At 68.0% G+C, this 16839-nt stretch carries 15 protein-coding genes and 1 pseudogene; 4 read left to right on the top strand and 12 right to left on the bottom strand.

What is annotated here, in order from left to right; all coding sequences use genetic code 11:
* Nucleotides 1-400 precede the first annotated feature (400 nt).
* Nucleotides 401-1384 carry a hypothetical protein gene (locus ACZ4N4_RS09035; RefSeq protein WP_467586105.1) on the top strand — a complete coding sequence of 328 codons (984 nt, stop codon included), beginning with the start codon at nucleotides 401-403 and terminating at the stop codon, nucleotides 1382-1384.
* A gap of 44 nt (nucleotides 1385-1428) precedes the next feature.
* On the opposite strand, the gene serS is transcribed toward ACZ4N4_RS09035, so the two are convergent.
* On the bottom strand, nucleotides 1429-2742 hold the full coding sequence (gene serS, locus ACZ4N4_RS09040; protein ID WP_467586108.1) for a serine--tRNA ligase: 1314 nt from the start codon (nucleotides 2740-2742) through the stop codon (nucleotides 1429-1431).
* A 423-nt stretch (nucleotides 2743-3165) separates the two neighbouring features.
* Here serS and ACZ4N4_RS09045 point away from each other — a divergent pair, with 423 nt between their 5' ends.
* Nucleotides 3166-3702 (top strand): HD domain-containing protein, encoded by a 537-nt coding sequence (locus ACZ4N4_RS09045; RefSeq protein WP_467587657.1) that lies wholly within the window; start codon nucleotides 3166-3168, stop codon nucleotides 3700-3702.
* Nucleotides 3703-3712: 10 nt separating this feature from the next.
* Here ACZ4N4_RS09045 and ACZ4N4_RS09050 read toward each other — a convergent pair.
* From ACZ4N4_RS09050 to ACZ4N4_RS09085, 8 genes and pseudogenes are all read right to left on the bottom strand, one after another.
* Nucleotides 3713-4179, bottom strand: a pseudogene (locus ACZ4N4_RS09050) (NUDIX hydrolase).
* Nucleotides 4180-4186: 7 nt separating this feature from the next.
* A complete protein-coding gene (locus tag ACZ4N4_RS09055; protein ID WP_199880944.1) occupies nucleotides 4187-4342 on the bottom strand; it encodes a hypothetical protein in 156 nt (51 codons plus the stop codon).
* 262 nt (nucleotides 4343-4604) lie between these two features.
* Nucleotides 4605-5426: an SPDY domain-containing protein gene (locus ACZ4N4_RS09060; RefSeq protein ID WP_467586111.1), complete on the bottom strand. Its 822-nt coding sequence runs from the start codon at nucleotides 5424-5426 to the stop codon at nucleotides 4605-4607.
* A 16-nt stretch (nucleotides 5427-5442) separates the two neighbouring features.
* Nucleotides 5443-5733, bottom strand: coding sequence for a hypothetical protein (locus ACZ4N4_RS09065; protein WP_061915897.1), 291 nt, complete (start codon nucleotides 5731-5733; stop codon nucleotides 5443-5445).
* Nucleotides 5734-5835: 102 nt separating this feature from the next.
* Nucleotides 5836-6189 carry an SPDY domain-containing protein gene (locus ACZ4N4_RS09070; protein ID WP_467586115.1) on the bottom strand — a complete coding sequence of 118 codons (354 nt, stop codon included), beginning with the start codon at nucleotides 6187-6189 and terminating at the stop codon, nucleotides 5836-5838.
* 621 nt (nucleotides 6190-6810) lie between these two features.
* Nucleotides 6811-7617: an IS21-like element helper ATPase IstB gene (gene istB / locus ACZ4N4_RS09075; protein ID WP_467586118.1), complete on the bottom strand. Its 807-nt coding sequence runs from the start codon at nucleotides 7615-7617 to the stop codon at nucleotides 6811-6813.
* Complete coding sequence (istA, locus tag ACZ4N4_RS09080; RefSeq protein WP_467586120.1) at nucleotides 7617-8867, bottom strand: IS21 family transposase; 1251 nt, start codon at nucleotides 8865-8867, stop codon at nucleotides 7617-7619. Before istA ends, istB begins: the two co-directional genes overlap by 1 nt.
* A gap of 376 nt (nucleotides 8868-9243) precedes the next feature.
* Nucleotides 9244-10644: a Shedu anti-phage system protein SduA domain-containing protein gene (locus ACZ4N4_RS09085; protein ID WP_467586122.1), complete on the bottom strand. Its 1401-nt coding sequence runs from the start codon at nucleotides 10642-10644 to the stop codon at nucleotides 9244-9246.
* 153 nt (nucleotides 10645-10797) lie between these two features.
* Here ACZ4N4_RS09085 and ACZ4N4_RS09090 point away from each other — a divergent pair, with 153 nt between their 5' ends.
* On the top strand, nucleotides 10798-11976 hold the full coding sequence (locus ACZ4N4_RS09090; protein ID WP_360964971.1) for a hypothetical protein: 1179 nt from the start codon (nucleotides 10798-10800) through the stop codon (nucleotides 11974-11976).
* A 207-nt stretch (nucleotides 11977-12183) separates the two neighbouring features.
* A complete protein-coding gene (locus ACZ4N4_RS09095; protein WP_365604919.1) occupies nucleotides 12184-13707 on the top strand; it encodes a gamma-glutamyltransferase in 1524 nt (507 codons plus the stop codon).
* A gap of 643 nt (nucleotides 13708-14350) precedes the next feature.
* Here the strand turns inward: ACZ4N4_RS09095 and ACZ4N4_RS09100 are convergent.
* From ACZ4N4_RS09100 to ACZ4N4_RS09110, 3 genes are read right to left on the bottom strand one after another with little or no spacing between them, the layout of a single operon-like run.
* Entirely contained in the window at nucleotides 14351-15391 is a 1041-nt protein-coding gene (locus ACZ4N4_RS09100; protein WP_467586126.1) for an MSCRAMM family protein, read from the bottom strand.
* Nucleotides 15392-15444: 53 nt separating this feature from the next.
* A complete protein-coding gene (locus ACZ4N4_RS09105; RefSeq protein WP_006143140.1) occupies nucleotides 15445-15933 on the bottom strand; it encodes a hypothetical protein in 489 nt (162 codons plus the stop codon).
* A gap of 30 nt (nucleotides 15934-15963) precedes the next feature.
* Nucleotides 15964-16830: an SPDY domain-containing protein gene (locus tag ACZ4N4_RS09110; RefSeq protein WP_360964980.1), complete on the bottom strand. Its 867-nt coding sequence runs from the start codon at nucleotides 16828-16830 to the stop codon at nucleotides 15964-15966.
* Between the last annotated feature and the right edge of the window lie 9 nt (nucleotides 16831-16839).

Consider the following 16839-nt stretch of genomic DNA (forward strand, 5'->3'; position numbering starts at 1 on the left):
CCAGCCGGCGGGGCATTGGACCACATGGCTGTTCCTCCCCGCGCTCAGGAGGGTCTTCACCCCGGGGCGCGAGGCTGCCTTCCCAGCTGCCAGCAGCTCTCTCGGCTCGCGTGATCCCGGGCTACTCGTCTCCGTCATCGCGTTGTGACGGAGGATAGCGAGCCAGGGCCTCGAGACGACAGCGAGATTTCTGCGTAGATCGTGATCGTGCCAGTGGGCAGGTTCGGAAGCAGGTGCGGCCACCCGACGATCAACGGCGCCAGGAAGGAGGAGGTGTAGTCGCACTGATGAGGACGCTACCCGGGGCGCAGCCTACGAGGCTCAGTCAGCGAATGGACGGACACGGATCCGCGTGACAATTTCGTGGCGCCGGGAAACACAGCTCCCCCATCCTGACGGAATGCCCGACATCATCACCTCGCGCCTTCAGTACAACGCCACAGCGGTACGCCCAGACTGGAAGGACCTCCCACAAGACGTTCGCCATCTCATCACCCGACGCCTCGGAGACGCGGTACAGGCCGGGCGCAGCGCAGGGAGCGGATTTACCAGCGGCTTCGCCGCTGTACTCCGCGGGGCCTTCGGACCTCTGTTCGTCAAGGCGGTCAACGGCCTGGACAACAGCGTGGTCGCCGACTCCTACCGCAGGGAAGCGTTGATCAACCAGGCGCTCCCGGCAGAGATTCCGGCGCCACGCCTGCAGTGGATTGAGGAGCACGACGGATGGGTCGTTCTCGGCATCGACGCTGTCCTCGGTGGCCGCATGCCCACCACACCGTGGAAGCCTGATGAGCTAACGGCCACTCTCGACGCGTACACGATCACCGCAGAGGCGCTCTCCACCCCACCCACAGCACTCCAGCATGTGGGCCTCAAGCCGGTGGGTGACGGCGGTGACTTCGCCGACTGGCGCAACCTCGCCCGAGGCGCCACGCCCACGAACGCCCTCCCTTCTTGGGTACCACTCGACCTACTGGACGTGCTGGCCAGCCTGGAAAGCGGATGGCGGGAGGCCGTCGCGGGCAATGCCGTCCTCCACCACGACCTACGACAGGACAACGTGCTGATCGACGCTCACGGCGCCGCGTGGATCTGCGACTGGAAATGGCCGTGCCTGGGTGCGAGCTGGTTCGACCTCGTCCTGCTCCTGGCCACCGCCTACGCCGACGGCCACGACGCCACCACCCTGTTCGCGCAGCACCCCACCGCCCGCGGAGTCGCCGACGAGCAACTCGATGCGGCGCTCGCCGCGCTGTCCGGTTTCTTCCTCACCTCCGGCGGACAGCCCGCAGCAGACTGGTCACCGCATCTTCGCCAGCACCAGACGTGGTGTGGAGAGGTCACACTGCGATGGCTGGCCAACCGGCGCGGTTGGGCACTCTGACCTGGGGGCCACCCGTTCAGTGTTCGGCAGACAGCCCGCTCAGCTCAGGCCGAGGGCGGTGCTGTCAGGACGCCGCTCGGGATCCACTTGCGCAGCACCTCGGGTACCTCCACCGTGCCGTCGGCCCGCTGGTGCTGCTCCAGCAGCGCGGGCACAAGCCTGCTCGTGGCCAGACCTGAGCCGTTCAGCGTGTGGACGAACATCGACTTCCCCTGTTGCGGCCGGTAGCGGATGTTGCCACGCCTCGCCTGGTAATCGCGGGCATTCGACACCGAGCTGACCTCGACGTACGCCTCGATGCTCGGCAGCCACACCTCGACGTCGTACGTCTTGGCCATCGCTGCGCTGGTGTCCCCGGCCGCGAGTCGCGTGATCCGATAGTGCAGGCCCAGTCCCTTTACCAAGTCCTCCGCTCTGCCGAGAAGCTCCTGGTGTGCGGCGTCCGAGGCGTCCGGGTGGGTGAACTGGAACAGCTCGACCTTGTTGAACTGGTGACCGCGCAGGGTCCCCCGTTCAGCCGTGCGGTAGCCGCCGGCCTCCTTGCGGTAGCACGGCGTGTACGCGACGTACTTCCGAGGCAGTTCCGTCTCGGGCAGCGTCTCGTCCCGGTGCAGATTGACCAACGCTGTCTCCGCGGTCGGTAGCAGGAACCGCTCCGGACCGTGCTCGCCCTGCTCCAAGGCGAAGACCTCGTCCGCAAACTTGGGGAACTGGCCCGCGGTGTACCCGGCCGCGAAGGTCAGGATGTGCGGTGGCAACACGAACTCATAGCCGTCCCGCACATGTGCCTCCAGGAAGTGGTTCAGCAGCGCCCACTCCAGGAGCGCGCCGTCGCCCCGGTAGATCCAGAAGCCGCTGCCGCCGAGCTTCGTGCCCCGCTCATAGTCGACCAAGCCCAGAGTTCGAGCGAGCTCCACATGGTCCCTGGGCGTGAAACCGAACTCCGGACGCTGGCCGGCTTCACGAATGACCTCGTTGTTCTCCTTGCCCCCGGCCAGCACGTCCGCGTCGGGTAGGTTCGGCAGCGGATCAAGGAAGACCTGACGCGCCTGCTCCAGTTCGATGAGCCGCGCCCCGACGGCGGTCAGCTGCTCGCCCACGGCCGATGCTTCACCGTGCAGACTTTCCACGCCCTCGCCAACCCGCTGCCGTTTCGCGATCTCGCCCGAGATCCTCTTGCGCTCCCCACGGAGGCGTTCCATCTCAGCCCGCACCTGTCGGTAGTCGTCGTCCAGTCGAAGAAACTCGTCGAGGTCGACGTGGACCGCCCGCTTGGCTAGCGCCTGCTGGACACGGACTGGGTTCTGGCGGATCAGGGTGACATCGATCATCCTGCCGTGCTCCGTTCGATCAGTCATCATGACGTGATCCCTTGGGAGCGCGGGCGAGAAGGGGCAACTCGCGGTGCCACCGCGCCTTCGCCACCAGCAGATGGTGGCCTCATTCACGACCCGGTCACGGGGGTCAACCGGCGGGGCATTGGACCTTCCCCGAGGCCGTTCCTCCCCGCACTCGGGAGGGGATTCACCTGGGGCGCGAGGCTGCCTTCCCAGCTGCCAGCAGCTCTCTCGGCTCGCGTGATCCCTGGCTACTCGTCTCCGTCAACGCGTTGCCCGGAAGGATACGTACGCCGCGATCGGGTCCGCAATCGAGAAACGCTTCGGCGGCTCCCGCAGCGTCCAGGCTTCCCCTTTGCGCACGGCCAGGATGTCCAAGACGTCCTCGCCGTCGCTGCCATATCCTCCCCAGGTGGCACGACCAAGGTTGACTGGGCTTACGAACTGGCTGGTGAGCTGCTGAGTAGCAGCCTCCCGCGCAGGTGGGCACACTCGCAGGGCGTTGCCGCTTACGCCCAGACGCTGGCGCCGCTGGCCGGTAACAGCGCCGAGGTGCTGGAAGCCGCTGCGGTGCTGCATGACATCGGCTACGCGCCCCCGCTCGCCTCTACCGGATTCCATCCGCTGGACGGAGCACGGTACCTCCGTGACGTGCACGGGGCGGAGGGACGGGTTGTCCGCCTGGTCGCGAACCACTCGTATGCGCTGCTCGAAGCCGCGGAGCGTGGCCTCCGGACTGAGCTGGCCGACGAGTTCCCCCTCCTGGATGATCCGCTCCTCGTGGACGCGCTGGTCTACTGCGACATGACCACGACGCCGGACGGCCGACGGACGACGCCCCATGAGCGGCTGCAGGAGCTCTTGGGCCGCTACGGCGAGGACAGCGTGGTCGGGCGTTTCATCCGCCGGGCCGCCCCGCACATCCACGCGAGTGTGGATCGGGTGCGGGCGGCAGCGGTCGAGGCCGGCGTGGAGCTGTAAGTCCGAGCGGTCAGCCGAGGTAGGGGTAAGCCCCGGTCAGGTAGTGGCCGATCTGCTCGTGCATGCTCGGGTGATGTCGAGCTTGTCCAGGTCGTCCGGGTGAACCCAGCGCACGCCGTCGGCCTCCTCATTGACGGTGGGCTTGCCCCCTACGGGGCGGCCGATGTACACGGCCTCGTACTGCTGCCGGATCTCGCCGTCGGTGTACTCGATGATGTGGTCCGGGTTGGAGTAGACGCCGAGGAAGCCGGTGACCGCCGCGACGATGCCGGTCTCCTCCTCGCACTCGCGGACGGCGCACTGCGCCGGGCTCTCGCCGATGTCCTGGGCTCCTCCGGGCAGGGCCCACTGACCGGTGTCGCGGCGTCGCTGGAGAAGGATGGCGCCTTCGTCGTTGACCACGAGCAGGTTGCTGGCGGGGATAAGGGTGTTGGCCTTGGGGGCCTTGGGGTCGTGGTAGTACTCGGTCCTGCCCACGGCAGTGCTACTCCTGTCTGTCGGGCGCCCAGGGGCGCGCGGATGCCCACACGGCCTCGAAGCTGTCGCCGTACCGCTGGAACCACTCCCCGCCGTCTATGTTGCGGAGCTGGAGTAGCGGGTTGGCGCTGGCCGGCTGGCCCCAGATGTGCGGGTTGACCATGAGGTGGTCGTCGTAAGGGTGAACATGGACGAACGATGGCACTCCGGTCTGACAATCGGGGCGAGATCGTGGAACGCATCGTCTGGGCAGGCAAGATGGCACTGCTGGTGGGGATTACGGGTTCTGTCGCCGCTGTCGTCACATACTGCCGTCACGGTCCGAACCCCTCAGCGCACCGGCAAAGACAGCAGCATGAAGCCCGCCCTTCCCGAAATCGGGGAGGCCGGGCTTCATGCGTCGAATGAAGGACGGACACCGGCGTTCAGCCAGCCGGAGCGCGCAGGAGCCGGTCCCGCGTGCTCGCCGGCAGCACCCGGCGCAGGACCGGTGCGGTCGAGCTGAGCGAGGCGGCGAACGCGGCGACCAGGTCGTGCGGGACGCTGGCTGCGAAGGACGCCGCCCACAGGCACTGCGTGCCCAGCGCGGGCTCGGCCCATGCCTGCCATCCGGCCGGTCCCGCAGCGTCGGCCTCGGCGACCAGGGTGCGCGGGTCGGCGTCCTGGATGAGCGGCGGCACCTCGCCAAGGCTGATGTGCGAGGTGAACGTCGGGTCCGTCGCTGCCGCCTGGGGCTGGTCGATGTCGCGGAGCCAGCCGTGTGCGGCGACGGTGTCGAGGACCAGCTCGGGGCCGGCGAGCGGCAGGGCGGGCTGGTCGCGGGCGTCGAGCGCGACGAGGAAGTCGGTCACGGCCTCGCCGGGGACGTCGGGGGTGAAGTAGGCCGACCACTGGGCGAGCGGGTTGTTCGTGTCCGCACGGGCGGAGATCTGCCAGGCGATCGGCAAGTCGCCCAGGTGGAACGGCTCGTCTCCCAGGCTCCACTGCGCCCAGCAGCGCGCGTCGGGGCTGATGTGCAGGACGGTGCTGCGCAGGACTTGGCGGTCCTCGGGTGCTTCGTCCGGCTCGTGCCGTCCACGGACGATCGTCAGGCTCGTCCAGCCCAGGCCGGCGAGCGTGTCGGCGACGGTGTCGTAGAGGCGCCCATCGTCACCGGCCAGGTGCCGGGGGCCGACCCAGAACGCGAGCTGGCCGCCGCGTGGAGTGGACGGGTTGGGCGGGAATTCGGGGTACAGGGGCGCCTCCAAAGGGCTCGGTGCGGGTCTAGTTGCCGCCGGCACGGCGGCGGGGGCGGCGCGGCGGTGCCTGCGTGTCGCCCTGCCAGGTCAGAGCGACGGCGACCTCGGGCGGCAGATGGCCGAGCTGTGAGCCCTCGTCTCGGCCTTCGGCGAGGTAGACGACGGTTTGGCCGGTCTCGTCCACGGACTGCACGACTTGCGCCAAGCGGTGTGCCATCGGAAAGAACGGGTTCATGGCCTGGCGGACGGGAGCACTGCGGTCGCAACCAGACAGCAGGTCGATGAGATCGCCGACGGTCATCTCCGTGGACGTCATGAACGGCCTCCTTGGGTGAGGAAAACGGTGAGCGGTGGAATCAGCCGGCGGCCTGGCAGTCAGCCGGCCACCCTCCCAGCGAGGACTACGCGTGGGGCACTGTCATACGAGACGTGAGGTTTCCAGCACGCGCGCCACGGCGGCAGCGACGATGTCGGCCGGCGTCTCGGTGTCGAACGACAGCTGGTAGCCCCGTACGTTGGCCGTGCCGGTGACGGCGATCTTCCATCCCTCGCCGTCGGTGCCGGGACGACCGAGCGGGAACCAGCCGAGGTAGAACCGGCCGTCCTTGGAGCTGACGTGTACGTCCGCACGGTCGTCCACGATGAGGTTGAAGTCCTCCGCGGAGAACTGGTCCATGACGAGCGTGGGCTGGCCAGGACCCAGCTGCCACTCGCGCAGCCGCAGGGCTTCGACGGTGGTGGAGAATCCAGGGCCGGCGGGAGCCACGGTCACGGGTAATCACCTCTCTGACCTGGGGTTTCTTGCAAGGTCGTCTACGTTGACATGCTCTCGCGCACGTTGGCCAGTCCTTCCGCGATCTTTCCTGTCTGCCCCCGGCGAACTGCTGTCCTTCGACACTGAAGTTAGTCGACGTCGTCGCTCTGATCTGGGGCGACTGGCTTCCTTGTCAAGGCGTCTGCCCTCTCGCCACCCGGCACAGGACGGCGAGGAGTCCTTGGCTTCGCCAGGCGCGAAGGGCCAGCCCGTCGCAACGTCAATCCCACCGTCGTGGCAGACGTACTCGGCCCCGGGAAACTCGCGCAGCCACGCGGCCAGAGTCGGGGCGGAGCGGTCGGGCAGGACGTCAATCCGCTCAATTGACGGCGTCGATGCCGAGGTGCTTCGCCACCCCGGCGATCTGGCGGCCAGAGGCGCAACCGTCCGGCGATCGCCATCCGGGATCAGGTTTAGGTTTTCCGGGCCAGTCCGGTGGCGATGAGGTGTTCCCAGACCGTGAGACCTCGTCTTTCGCCCATGTCCCACGCGATGTCGGTCTCGTCGGTGTCGGCGTCGCTTGAAATGTGAGCCGTTCCCGGCGGGTGAAAAATGACCCCCTGAGTCAGTTGACGTTGATCATTCCCCGGTGTTGGCCGCTGGAACCCGACCGAGGTCGCGGCCGCGCATGCGGTAGCTGTCGCCCTTCAGCGAGATCACTTCGGCATGATGGACGAGTCGGTCGATCATCGCGGCGGCGACGGTGTCGTCGCCGAAGACCTCGCCCCAGCGTCCGAAGGGCTTGTTGCTGGTCACGATCACCGAAGCGCGTTCGTAGCGGCCCGAGATGAACTGGAAGAACAGGTTCGCGGCTTCGGGCTCGAAGGGGATGTAGCCCACTTCGTCGACCACGATCAGCGGGATCCGTCCCAGCCGGGTCAACTCATCGCTGAGCTTGCCCACTTGATGGGCCTCGGCGAGGCGGGTGACCCATTGGGCGGCGGTGCCGAAGGCGACCCGGTGGCCGGCCTGGCAGGCCCGGATGCCGAGCCCGGTGGCGAGGTGCGTCTTGCCGGTGCCGGGTGGTCCCAGGAAGATCACGTTCTCCTTCCCGGCGACGAAGTCCAGCGTTCCCAGATGGGCGATGACCTCGCGTTTCACGGACCGCTGGTGGTCGAAGTCGAAGTCCTCCAGCGACTTGCGGGAGGGAAAACGGGCCGCCCGGACGCGTCCCTCGGCGCCATGGGAATCGCGGGCGGCGACTTCCCTCTGCAGGCATGCGGCCAGATACTCCTCGTGGCTCCAGCCCTCGTCGCGGGCCCGCTCGGCGAGCCTGGCAGCAGCGTCCCGCAGGGCCGGGGCCTTCAACGCCTTGGTCAGATAGACGAGTTCGGAGCCGACGTCGCGGCTGGTCCTGGCCTGGTTCGTGCCGTTCTTCGTGCTCATCACGCCGCCCCTTCTCCCGTGCTCAGCCCGCCGTCGATGACGCCGAAGATCCGGTCGTAGGTCTCCAGCGACCGCTCCTCGACCTCGGTCACGTCCACCGGTGCCGGTTTCGTGCCGGCGGCCTTGTTGCGGGCGGCCGCGGCAGCGGCCGCGTGGTCGGGGTCGGTGATGGTCTGGTGGCGGGCCCAGCTGCGGGCATGGCGGGCGACCTCGACGCCGTCGCAGGTCACCAGGACCTGGTCCAGGTCGGCGGCGACCTCGATGCGGCGGCCGACGGCCAGCGGATGCACCGAGTAGTCGCAGGTGTCCAGGCGGACGTAGTGGTCCCGGGGCAGTCGTAGGGAGGCCTTCCACCAGCCCGGCGGGGCGATCGGTGGCAGGGCCAGCATCCGGGAGCGGTCCGCTTCCAGCCGGTCTGCCGGGCGGGCCTGCAAGGTGCGGTGGATGCGCCGGTTGGCCTTGGTCAGCCAGTCGGCGAGCTGGATGTTGAAGTCGGCCGGTGAGGTGAACACCCGGCCGGGAAGGAATGACGTCTCCAGATAGCCGTTGGCCCGTTCGACCAGGCCCTTGGACTCGGGGTCCCGCGGCTTGCAGAGCAGGAACTTGATGCCGAGCAGTCCGGCGAACGCGGCGAAGTCGTCGGTGAGTTGGGGTCCGCCGGACCGCCAGGAGCCGACGGCTCCCTCGTTGTCCCAGACCAGCACCCGCGGGACGGCGCCCAGCTCGGTCAGTAGCCGCCAGTGCCCGGCGATCAGGTCCGCCGCAGACCTGGACGGCAGCATCCGCGCGGTGATCCACCGCGAGTAGCCCGCGACCATGACCAGCACCGGTGGCCGCCCGACCTGGCCGAAGCCGAGCGGGATGTCGGCGGGCGGGAACCACAGGTCGCATTGGCCGATCTCGCCCGGCTCATAGACCGTCCGCGAAGCCGGATCCGCAGGTCGATAGGCCGGCCGCAGGTCCCGGATGCGGTCCTTGAGGACGGTCAGGCCCCGGTCCCAGCCGATCCGTTCCGCGATCACCGTCGCCGGCATCTCAGGCCATTGCTCGAGCAGTTCACGGATCTGCGGCTCGACCGCGTCCACGATCGAGCCCTTCGGGGCTCGCTGGTACTTCGGCGGCGCGTCGTCCGCGATCGCCCTGCGGACAGTGTTCCTCGCGATCCCCAGCTTCCTCGCGATCGCCCGAACCGGCATCTGCTCGGCCCGATGAAGCCGGCGGATCTCCGCCCAGTCCTCCACGCTGATCACCACTCCTCCCGGCCTGACTCAACGAGCCAGACCCCCGGAGGGGGTCAACTTTCAAGCGCCGCCCCTGGTCCACTTTTCAGCCGTCGCCGACAGTCGGGACGCCACAGGGAAGCGGGGGCGATCCCGGGGTCGTTCCAAACCGTCTAGCAGGGAGGCGATTTCCGATTTCGCTGTCAAGGCGTCTGGGTTGGCGACGCGGGGCTTCGGCTTCGCCTGGGGGGAACTGCGCGACCCCAGACGTCGCCGCGGCGACACCCTCAACCGCCCGCGAGGCATGGGGAGCTCAGCACCGGAGTATTCCGGCGGGCGACGTAGTGCGTCAGCTGATCCTCAAGACCGCGAGTTGGCAAACCCCATCAGGCCCGTGTCCGGCGTGTCAGTCTTCCTCGTCCCAAGATTCATCGAGTTCGATGTCCAGGGCTCCGATGCCCATCGGCGGACGGGACGCAGCCGCTCGGACGAGCCAGTCATAGGTGCGGATCTCAATGCGATTCTCTTCCAAGAACTCGTTGCGCATCGCCTCGGTCGGCGCGCCAGGGTTGTCGCGTCCAATGATGATGAGTCCGGGGGGATTCACCCGGATACCTTCAAGCCCTGTGCCGCCGCGGTCCTCGGGAGAGCCAGCTGTGTGGAAGTGTTCTGTGATCCACCGGCGCCAGTCCCGGATCTGCTGCGTGGCCTTGCGGAGCTCTTTTGAGGGTTGCCCGTCGTTGAGGACTAGCCGGGCGGTGGGGCTTTCCAACTCGACGAGCCGCCAGATCACGCCCATGGACGTGACCCCGCCGACTATGAAGTCGGCCACGAACTTGTCAGCGAACCGCACTTGGTGCCTGACGAAGGTGTGGTGGTTGCCGGTGACCAGGTGCCCGAGGATCTGCGGGTGCTGTTCCAGGACGAGCTGCATCGGTCGTTCGTCCGGAGCCTGAGCGAGAGCATCTTCCAGAGCGCGCAGATCACCCAGGTTGGGCGGGTCTTCTACCCTCCACTTGTGCAGCCGCTCCAGCTGTCCAGTGCCCAGCACATGCGCGTTCTTCCGCCGAAGCGCGGACTGTTGCTGCGCCTTGGCAAGGGCATCCACGTACTCCTGCTCGCCTGGCCGAATGATGCGCTGCACGTGCTGTGGCCACGCCCACTGGCCACCACCGCCACGGAAGTAGAGCCTTCCCGAGGCAGCGATCGAGGAGATCACGTCGAAGCGGTCCCCGGGCCCACTGCGGCAGACAACCACCTGGCCGGGCTCGGGCTTCCAGATCTCAAGGCTTTCCGCCACACGCTGAGCGTGTAGGGCACTGATCCATCCGTGGGCGAGCTCCCGATCGATGCCTGCATCCGGCACGACAGCACCGGTCGACTTCGCTAGATCATGCAGATACGAGGACTGCCCATAGGTGCACTCGCGGGCTCTGCCCAGTTCGAGCGGCCCCCGCAGATGCATGCGCAGGAAGCCCGCCGCCACAGCAGCTGGAGTGTCTCCTGCTAGGTCCACATCCAGACCGGCAGCAAGCTCCAACTGCGCCGCCGTGGGAGCGGAACGGTATCGCTTCAGTTCCGCCGCGACCGACGCCCACCGTGGTGCGGTCACCGTCATCGCTCCTTTGCCGTGCAGGTCATCATTCAGATCACAAAGTTCTTCCTCTCCGGCCAGCAGCTGACTTGTTTTGCGTTCGCTCAGAGCTGGGCGGAAGACACGCTGCGTGAGGGTATCGATACCACCCCGGACGCGGGGAGAGTTCCCCGAAGTCGGCATGTGACGAAGCCGCTGCGCCACCAGCGCCACAGGGCGATCAAAATCGGATGGCATTCAGATGGCGTCACCGCATCTCACGACCGCTGGCTGCTCTGTGGCCCATGTGCCACAGATGGGAGACCACTTGTTTCCCGTGCCAGTCGACCATGCCTCGTTGTCAGTGCCTTGCGACACACTTCGAGGATGATCCTCGTACTGATCGAAAACCCACGCCTGTTGGTCGCCTTACTCGCTCTGATCGCAGCCGTCTACGGTGCGCGGCGTGCATGGATGCGCTGGGCGCGCCCGGTGGTACGAGCCCGGGTAGATACCTTCTCGGCCGACACCGAACGCAGGATCTCCACCGCGATGCGGGAGGCCCTGGAAGGCGTCGTGACCCGCGGACCGGAGACTCGTGGCCTTGTGGCTGTATCCGTCCGGCGCTGGGCGCGAGCCATGCCCACGACCATGCTCTGGCAGCTCGCCGTCGTGCTCGTGGTGTTCCTGCTCGTAGACCTTGGCCCCATACCGCACGACATGAAGACCTGGGTTGCCGCAGCGCGTGGGGAGTGGGATGCGATAAAGAGCCTGCCGGGAAAGGCCGTTGCTCTGGGGCAGCATCCGGGCCGGTTCTTGCCGCTTCGGTTTCTCTTTTTCTGCTTGATGTTCGGTCTAGCCCTCTTGGTGTGCTGGCCCGCGCACCTGGCGCGTTCAGGAGGCGAGGCTCAGCTCACCGGTTCGCCGAGGCAGACGCATAGGCGCGAGGCCGCCGAAGCTGCCGCACTGAACTGGCCGGTCGTGGCACTGGCCGTGTGCGCGATCCAGTGCGGCCGTGCGTATCACGAGTTGCAGCGACAGTCCCAAGCGCCGACGGGAGTGCTGGAGCGCAAGCCAGTCTCCGTGAGGCGAGCGGAGAACGTGATCAAGCAGGCATGGCGCACGTGCTATCGGGTCGGCCCGTTCAACGGGGTGCGCCGCCACGACCGGAAGGTGCTCAAACAGCACGCCGAAAAGGTCATAGCCGCTCTGAGGAGTGCCGAGAGTCGCCAGTACAAAGACCCCTCGGGTGCGCTGCCCGAGTTGGCGACGATGCTCTTGGTGATCGCCGAACGGTACGCACAAGGCCGAGTCTCACAGTTGCTGGACGACGAGCAGCTCGAGAACGTACAGGTCCCGCGGGATTGGGGGTGGCTACGGCTGCTGTTCGGCGGAGTGCTGATCACAGTCGCGCTGGTTGGCGTGGCACAGATAGGGCTACCCGACACCGCCGTAAGCCCTGTAGCGGCACTGCTCATCACGCTGGTTCTCACCATGGTCTACCGAGGACGCCTTCCGAGCCTTGGCGACCTGATCGACATCATGCGGGGTGCGGATCGACGCTAGCCGATGATCATCAGCGCCCAGCACACCAGAGGTTGTCCAGGATTGTAAGACTCACCAGCATGGCCGTGGCGCAAAGTGAATCCAGAACCAGCGGGCCAGCAGCGCAATTGCGGCCGGAGGGCGCTGGAACCTACCTCGGCCCCTGTCCGTGATGCTCCTTGATACCCGGCGCCGGGAGACCTCGAGGCCCGTGCCAGAGTGATCGACATGATCCCCGCAGACGTTCCCGACGAGCCGCCGCTCACGTATGCCGACAGCTTCGACGTGCCGGTCCTGTTCCGTAACGGGCCCGCGAACAAGCCGCGCAGACAGTGGCGGACGGCCGAGCATCAGCCGTGGGCCGGGTCGAACGGCTTCCCGGCGGCCGACGGCTGGTACGCCCCGACCACCACGTGGCGGGAGATCATCAAAGCCGCCACCGAGGTCGGCCGGGACGTCACCCCGCACCTGCAGAACCAACCACGCTACGCACACGGCGAACTGGTCGCTCGGGTTTCCCCGCTGTACGCCTACCTCGGGGCGCACTCCGTCGAGCCCCGTCACCCTGTGCCTGGGTCCAAGGGACGACGCCTGACCTGGAACCCGGTGTACGCGCACGGCACCGAGCGCAGCGCGAAGAACGCCGCCGGCTACCGGCTGGGCATGACGATGACCGAGTGGGCCTGCCGCTCGCTGCTGGGCCTCGGTCAGACTCAGCATCTTGAACTCGGCGGCCCCATCCCGGCTCTGTACGACACGTTCAAGGATCCAAAGAAGAAGCTGCCCGACCTGTGGGGGCGCCACGAGGCAGAGGAGATGTACTGGCTGATCGAGGCCAAGGGGGGCGACGTCGGCCTGGGCACGCTTCGCAAGGGGTGGGCGCAGCTGGCGGCCGGCAGCAAGATCCTCGGCGCGTACGCGCACCGCACCGTCCTGGTCGGAGCATCCGTACGGCCCGGTGACGATCTCTTTCTCACCATCGACCACGACCTGCACCCCGGCCAGCCGCCCATCAGCCCTGACGGGTCCGGCATCGACGAAGAGGCGGTGGGCCCGGGCAACCTGGAAGACCACCTCAGCGACAGCGACGACGCGCTCATCGGCGCGGCCCGCGCCCAGATGCTCACCTACCTCGCCTTGCGCTCCGCTCCCGCCTCGCAACTGCGCACCGTGCCGGTGGCCGCCGACCGCACTTCCCGCCGCCGACGCACCGGGCTCACCACGCCCCTGGAGCACGACGGGCTCACCCTGGCCATGCGGGCCGACGCCCGCGGAGCAGCGCTCCAAGCCGAGCAGCAGACCTTGCGCGCCGGTATCCGCTCCATGGGGCTCGACGACTTCCTCACCTGCCGCATCCCCGGAACCGAAGTGCATCTCGGCATGTCCCGGAAGCTATTCGCCGCCTGCGAGCGCCTCCACGAGGAAGACCTAGCCATCGCCCGGCGCACTCCAGGACTTCGCGCCGAGGACGAGCCGAGCTTCGACCAAGAACTCAGCGACGAAGCCCAGGAAGAACAGCGGCTCACCCAACGGCGGATCTTCCGCGAACAGCAGGAGGAAGCCCGCCCCCGGCTGCGCCTCTTGCTCCGCGACGCCTACGAGCGGGGTGCGACGAGCGACTGGAGCGAACTGCTGCGCCGCCCCCAGGAGCCGGCACTCGACCTGGAAGGCGACGCGAGTCTTCTCGAAGCGGCGACCCCAGAGACGTACCTGGCTGTCAGTCGCTACGACCTGCCCCCGGTACGCGCCTAGATCTCCACATCAACCGACCCCGAACGGTGGCGGTGCGTTCCTGGGAGCCGCTCACCCAACCTGGATGACAGAGCGGTAGGTCAGCTGCCGTCGGCCAGCTGGAGCACCGTACGCACGGAGACGATTCGCTGATCTTGGGGCGCGGCCGACAGTCGGAGGCGGGAACTGATCACCGGCCGCTGGTCCTCATCGGCATCCCCAAGGGCGGTCCGCAGCGTCAAGGGCATCACGGGCCGCTGGTGTGGCGGGAAGTTCCCTACCGATTGTGCGTCCGTGAGCGCCGACTGAGCGTCAGCGTGCGTGGTGCTCAGGTGCTCACGCGCCCGCCCCTCAGTGTCCAGGGTGGATCACGACTGCGTGGCGGAACGGCAGTCTACGGAACCGCCGGCTGCACCCTGTTGGTCCTGGCGGACACACGCCTCCAGCAGCGTCGCGAGGCGCAGATGGGGCCTCCTCCGGATGGCACCGCCTCCCATCCGGGCGAAGGAAGTATCGCGTGCGCCGCCCGTCTCGCTCCCGTGTGAGGTAGCCGACTTGTTCCAGGTCCTCGATGATGCTCTGAACGGTGCGGTTCGGCGTCGATAGACGCCAGCAGGCCCCCGGATTCGCTTCACGGGGGCCTGCGGCGGTGGTTGATGTTCGGCTAGTTGGTCTTGCTGTTGTCGTCGGGCTCGGACTCGGTCGTCGTACGACGGCGGACGGCGACCAGGGTGACGACGCCCGCGATGACGAGGATCCCCGCGCCTGCGGCGATCCAAGGCGTGGCGTCGGCACCGGTGTGGGCGAGGGAGCCTGCCGGGGTCGGCGGCGAGGAGTCGCCGTCCGGGGCCGTGGCTGCGGTGGACGAGGAGTCAGCATCCGCTGTGCCGGTGTCCGGCGCTGAGGGCTTGACCCCGCCGGTCCCGTCGCCCGGCGTGTCCGCAGGAGTCGGGGTGCCGGTGGGCTTGGACGTCGGCTTGTCCGAGGGGTGGGGCTTCGGGCTGGTGGCGGTTTTGGTGTTGGTAACGGTCACCGTCACCGGAGCGCCGGGGCCCGCGGTGAATGTCTTGGACGGCTTGTAGCGGTCGTATCCGGCGGGTGCCTTGACCTGCTTGACCCAGAACTCCATGTTCCGGCTCGACACCGGCAGCTCCCCTGAGGCCGTGCCCTTGTCCCCGGTCGTCAGGGTGAGCAGCGTCGATGTGCCGGTGCCGATGTTCACCGTTGCGCCGGGCAGGAGCTTGCCGGTCTTGTCGTCCTTGGCCTGCAGGAGAACCTTGGCGGCCTTGAATGGGTCGGTGATCGTCAGTCGCGTGGTGGCGCCAGGCGTGATGATGACGTCCTGGTCGGCGACAACCTCGTGGAGCGGGCTGTTGGAGGCGATCTCCTTGAGTCGGTAGATGCCCGGGGCGAGGTCGGGGAAGGTCAGCTTGCCCTGCGCGTCGGTTGTCCCGTGTCCGGCCTCCTGGCCAGCTGAGTTGAGCAGCAGGAACGCGGCGCCGGGGAGCCCATCGCCGGCCGTGTCCCTGGTGGTGATCTCGACGCTGCCCGCGTCCGGGGCCGGTGTGTCGGCAACGGTGGCCGACGCGGAGGGGGTCGGTTCGGAGGGTTGGGCGTTCGCGGCCGGCGCCCAGGTGAGGGTGCCGGTCACTGCGGCGACGACTGCGGCGGATCGGACGGCGCCACGGACGAAACGAGCGTGCACGAGGAAGGGGGCTCCTTGATCGGTTGGTGGAAGGTCGGTCACCGCACGGGGATTCAGCGGGTGCGGGCTTGGCTGCGGGTGGCTGGCGGGGCGGGCGCCCGGTGCGCTGCGCGGCTCGCCGCGGGGCTTGGCGTGGTCGCGGCCCAGGCGCCGGGGAACCAGACGGTGGTGTACTGCTCGATGGCGTCGCGCAGCCCGGTGGTGACGGCTCCCTCCCAGGGTGGCCGACCGGGGCGGCGGTTGGTGCTGAACGTGCCGTACTGCTTGGTGTTCGGCCGGGTGTTGTGGGCTTCGTCGCGGCGGTGGAAGGTGCCGTGATCGAGGAAGCTGAGGGCGACCACGTCGATTTCACCGCGGTCCGGGTGGATGACCGCCACACGAAGTCCGCCGTAGGTGTCCGCGTGGATGGTGGCGGTGAAGTCGATCCGCAGCCGCAGCGGTGCGCCCGGGACCGGGGCGGCGAAGTAAGTGGCGCCCACGACGGCGTGGTCGTGGAAGGGGAGGCACAGTTCGGCGAAGAACTCGGCGGCGTGCAGGGACAAGGGGGATCTCCGGTCGGGGACGGGCCGGCGCTATCGGCGCGGGCCGGGCAGGGCCGGTCGGCTGTTGGTGCTCCACCGAGGGACACTCGCAGCCGGCAGCGCGGCCGGCCGGCGAGAGGCAGCCCGCTGCACGTCGAGCGGAGTTGGGGCCTGCGGCTGCGGTGGGATGATGGGTGTGAGCTGGGCCATGCCCTCGATGTAGCTGAGGGTGTCCTGGCGCCACCGGGGAAGCGGAGCCGGATCGGCGACGCACTGGGTGACTGCGGTGAGCAGGGCGACGGGGGTGTCGGTGCTGGCCGTCGCGTACCAGACGGGCCGGTCGATGGATCTTCCCGCCCACAGCTGCCAGCGAGCGTCACGGGTGGTCAGCTCGGCTTCCGGATCAAGGTCCCCGGTGGTGAACTCCAGACCGGCGAGGCCGTCCGGGGCCTGGACGGCGAACACGCCCCAGCGGGGACGGTCGATCTCCCAGCCTTGTTGCAGGAGAGGCACGACGGCGAGGAAGGGATCGTGCTCGTCGGTTCCCGAGACCGGTCTGGCGAGGTAGGCGTCCGGCCCCTGTTCGTAGGCGGTGGCGAGGGCGGTGGTGAACGCCTGGACGAACTCGGTGGGGACGCGGTCGTTGAAACAGACGCCCCATGTCGGCGGGCCAAACTGGTCCTTGTAGGCGTTGATGCGCCAGAGCCCGTCGTCCTCGCCTTCGGGCAGGTAGCCCAGGCGCATGCGCCGGTCGGGAGCGTTGACGTACACGTTGCCGAGGTCGTCGTGCTGGACGTCCCAGCCATGGTCGATGAGCGGGGTGAGGGCGGGGTCGCCGGTGTTGGTGCTGCTGGCGAGATGACGCGGTGAGACGAAGACGTCTCCGTCAGGCGTGTGAGGGTCGTCGTGGAGGGACACGGGTTCCTG

It is taken from the genome of Streptomyces sp. NPDC026538, from assembly GCF_055567535.1.

What these genes read in the sequence shown, in the direction of transcription:
- ACZ4N4_RS09035 (WP_467586105.1), top strand. Translation starts at nt 401, where the DNA reads ATGCCCGACATCATCACCTCGCGCCTTCAGTACAACGCCACAGCGGTA.
- serS (WP_467586108.1), bottom strand. Translation starts at nt 2,742, where the DNA reads ATGACTGATCGAACGGAGCACGGCAGGATGATCGATGTCACCCTGATC.
- ACZ4N4_RS09055 (WP_199880944.1), bottom strand. Translation starts at nt 4,342, where the DNA reads ATGGTCAACCCGCACATCTGGGGCCAGCCGGCCAGCGCCAACCCGCTA.
- ACZ4N4_RS09065 (WP_061915897.1), bottom strand. Translation starts at nt 5,733, where the DNA reads ATGACGTCCACGGAGATGACCGTCGGCGATCTCATCGACCTGCTGTCT.
- istB (WP_467586118.1), bottom strand. Translation starts at nt 7,617, where the DNA reads ATGAGCACGAAGAACGGCACGAACCAGGCCAGGACCAGCCGCGACGTC.
- ACZ4N4_RS09090 (WP_360964971.1), top strand. Translation starts at nt 10,798, where the DNA reads ATGATCCTCGTACTGATCGAAAACCCACGCCTGTTGGTCGCCTTACTC.
- ACZ4N4_RS09095 (WP_365604919.1), top strand. Translation starts at nt 12,184, where the DNA reads ATGATCCCCGCAGACGTTCCCGACGAGCCGCCGCTCACGTATGCCGAC.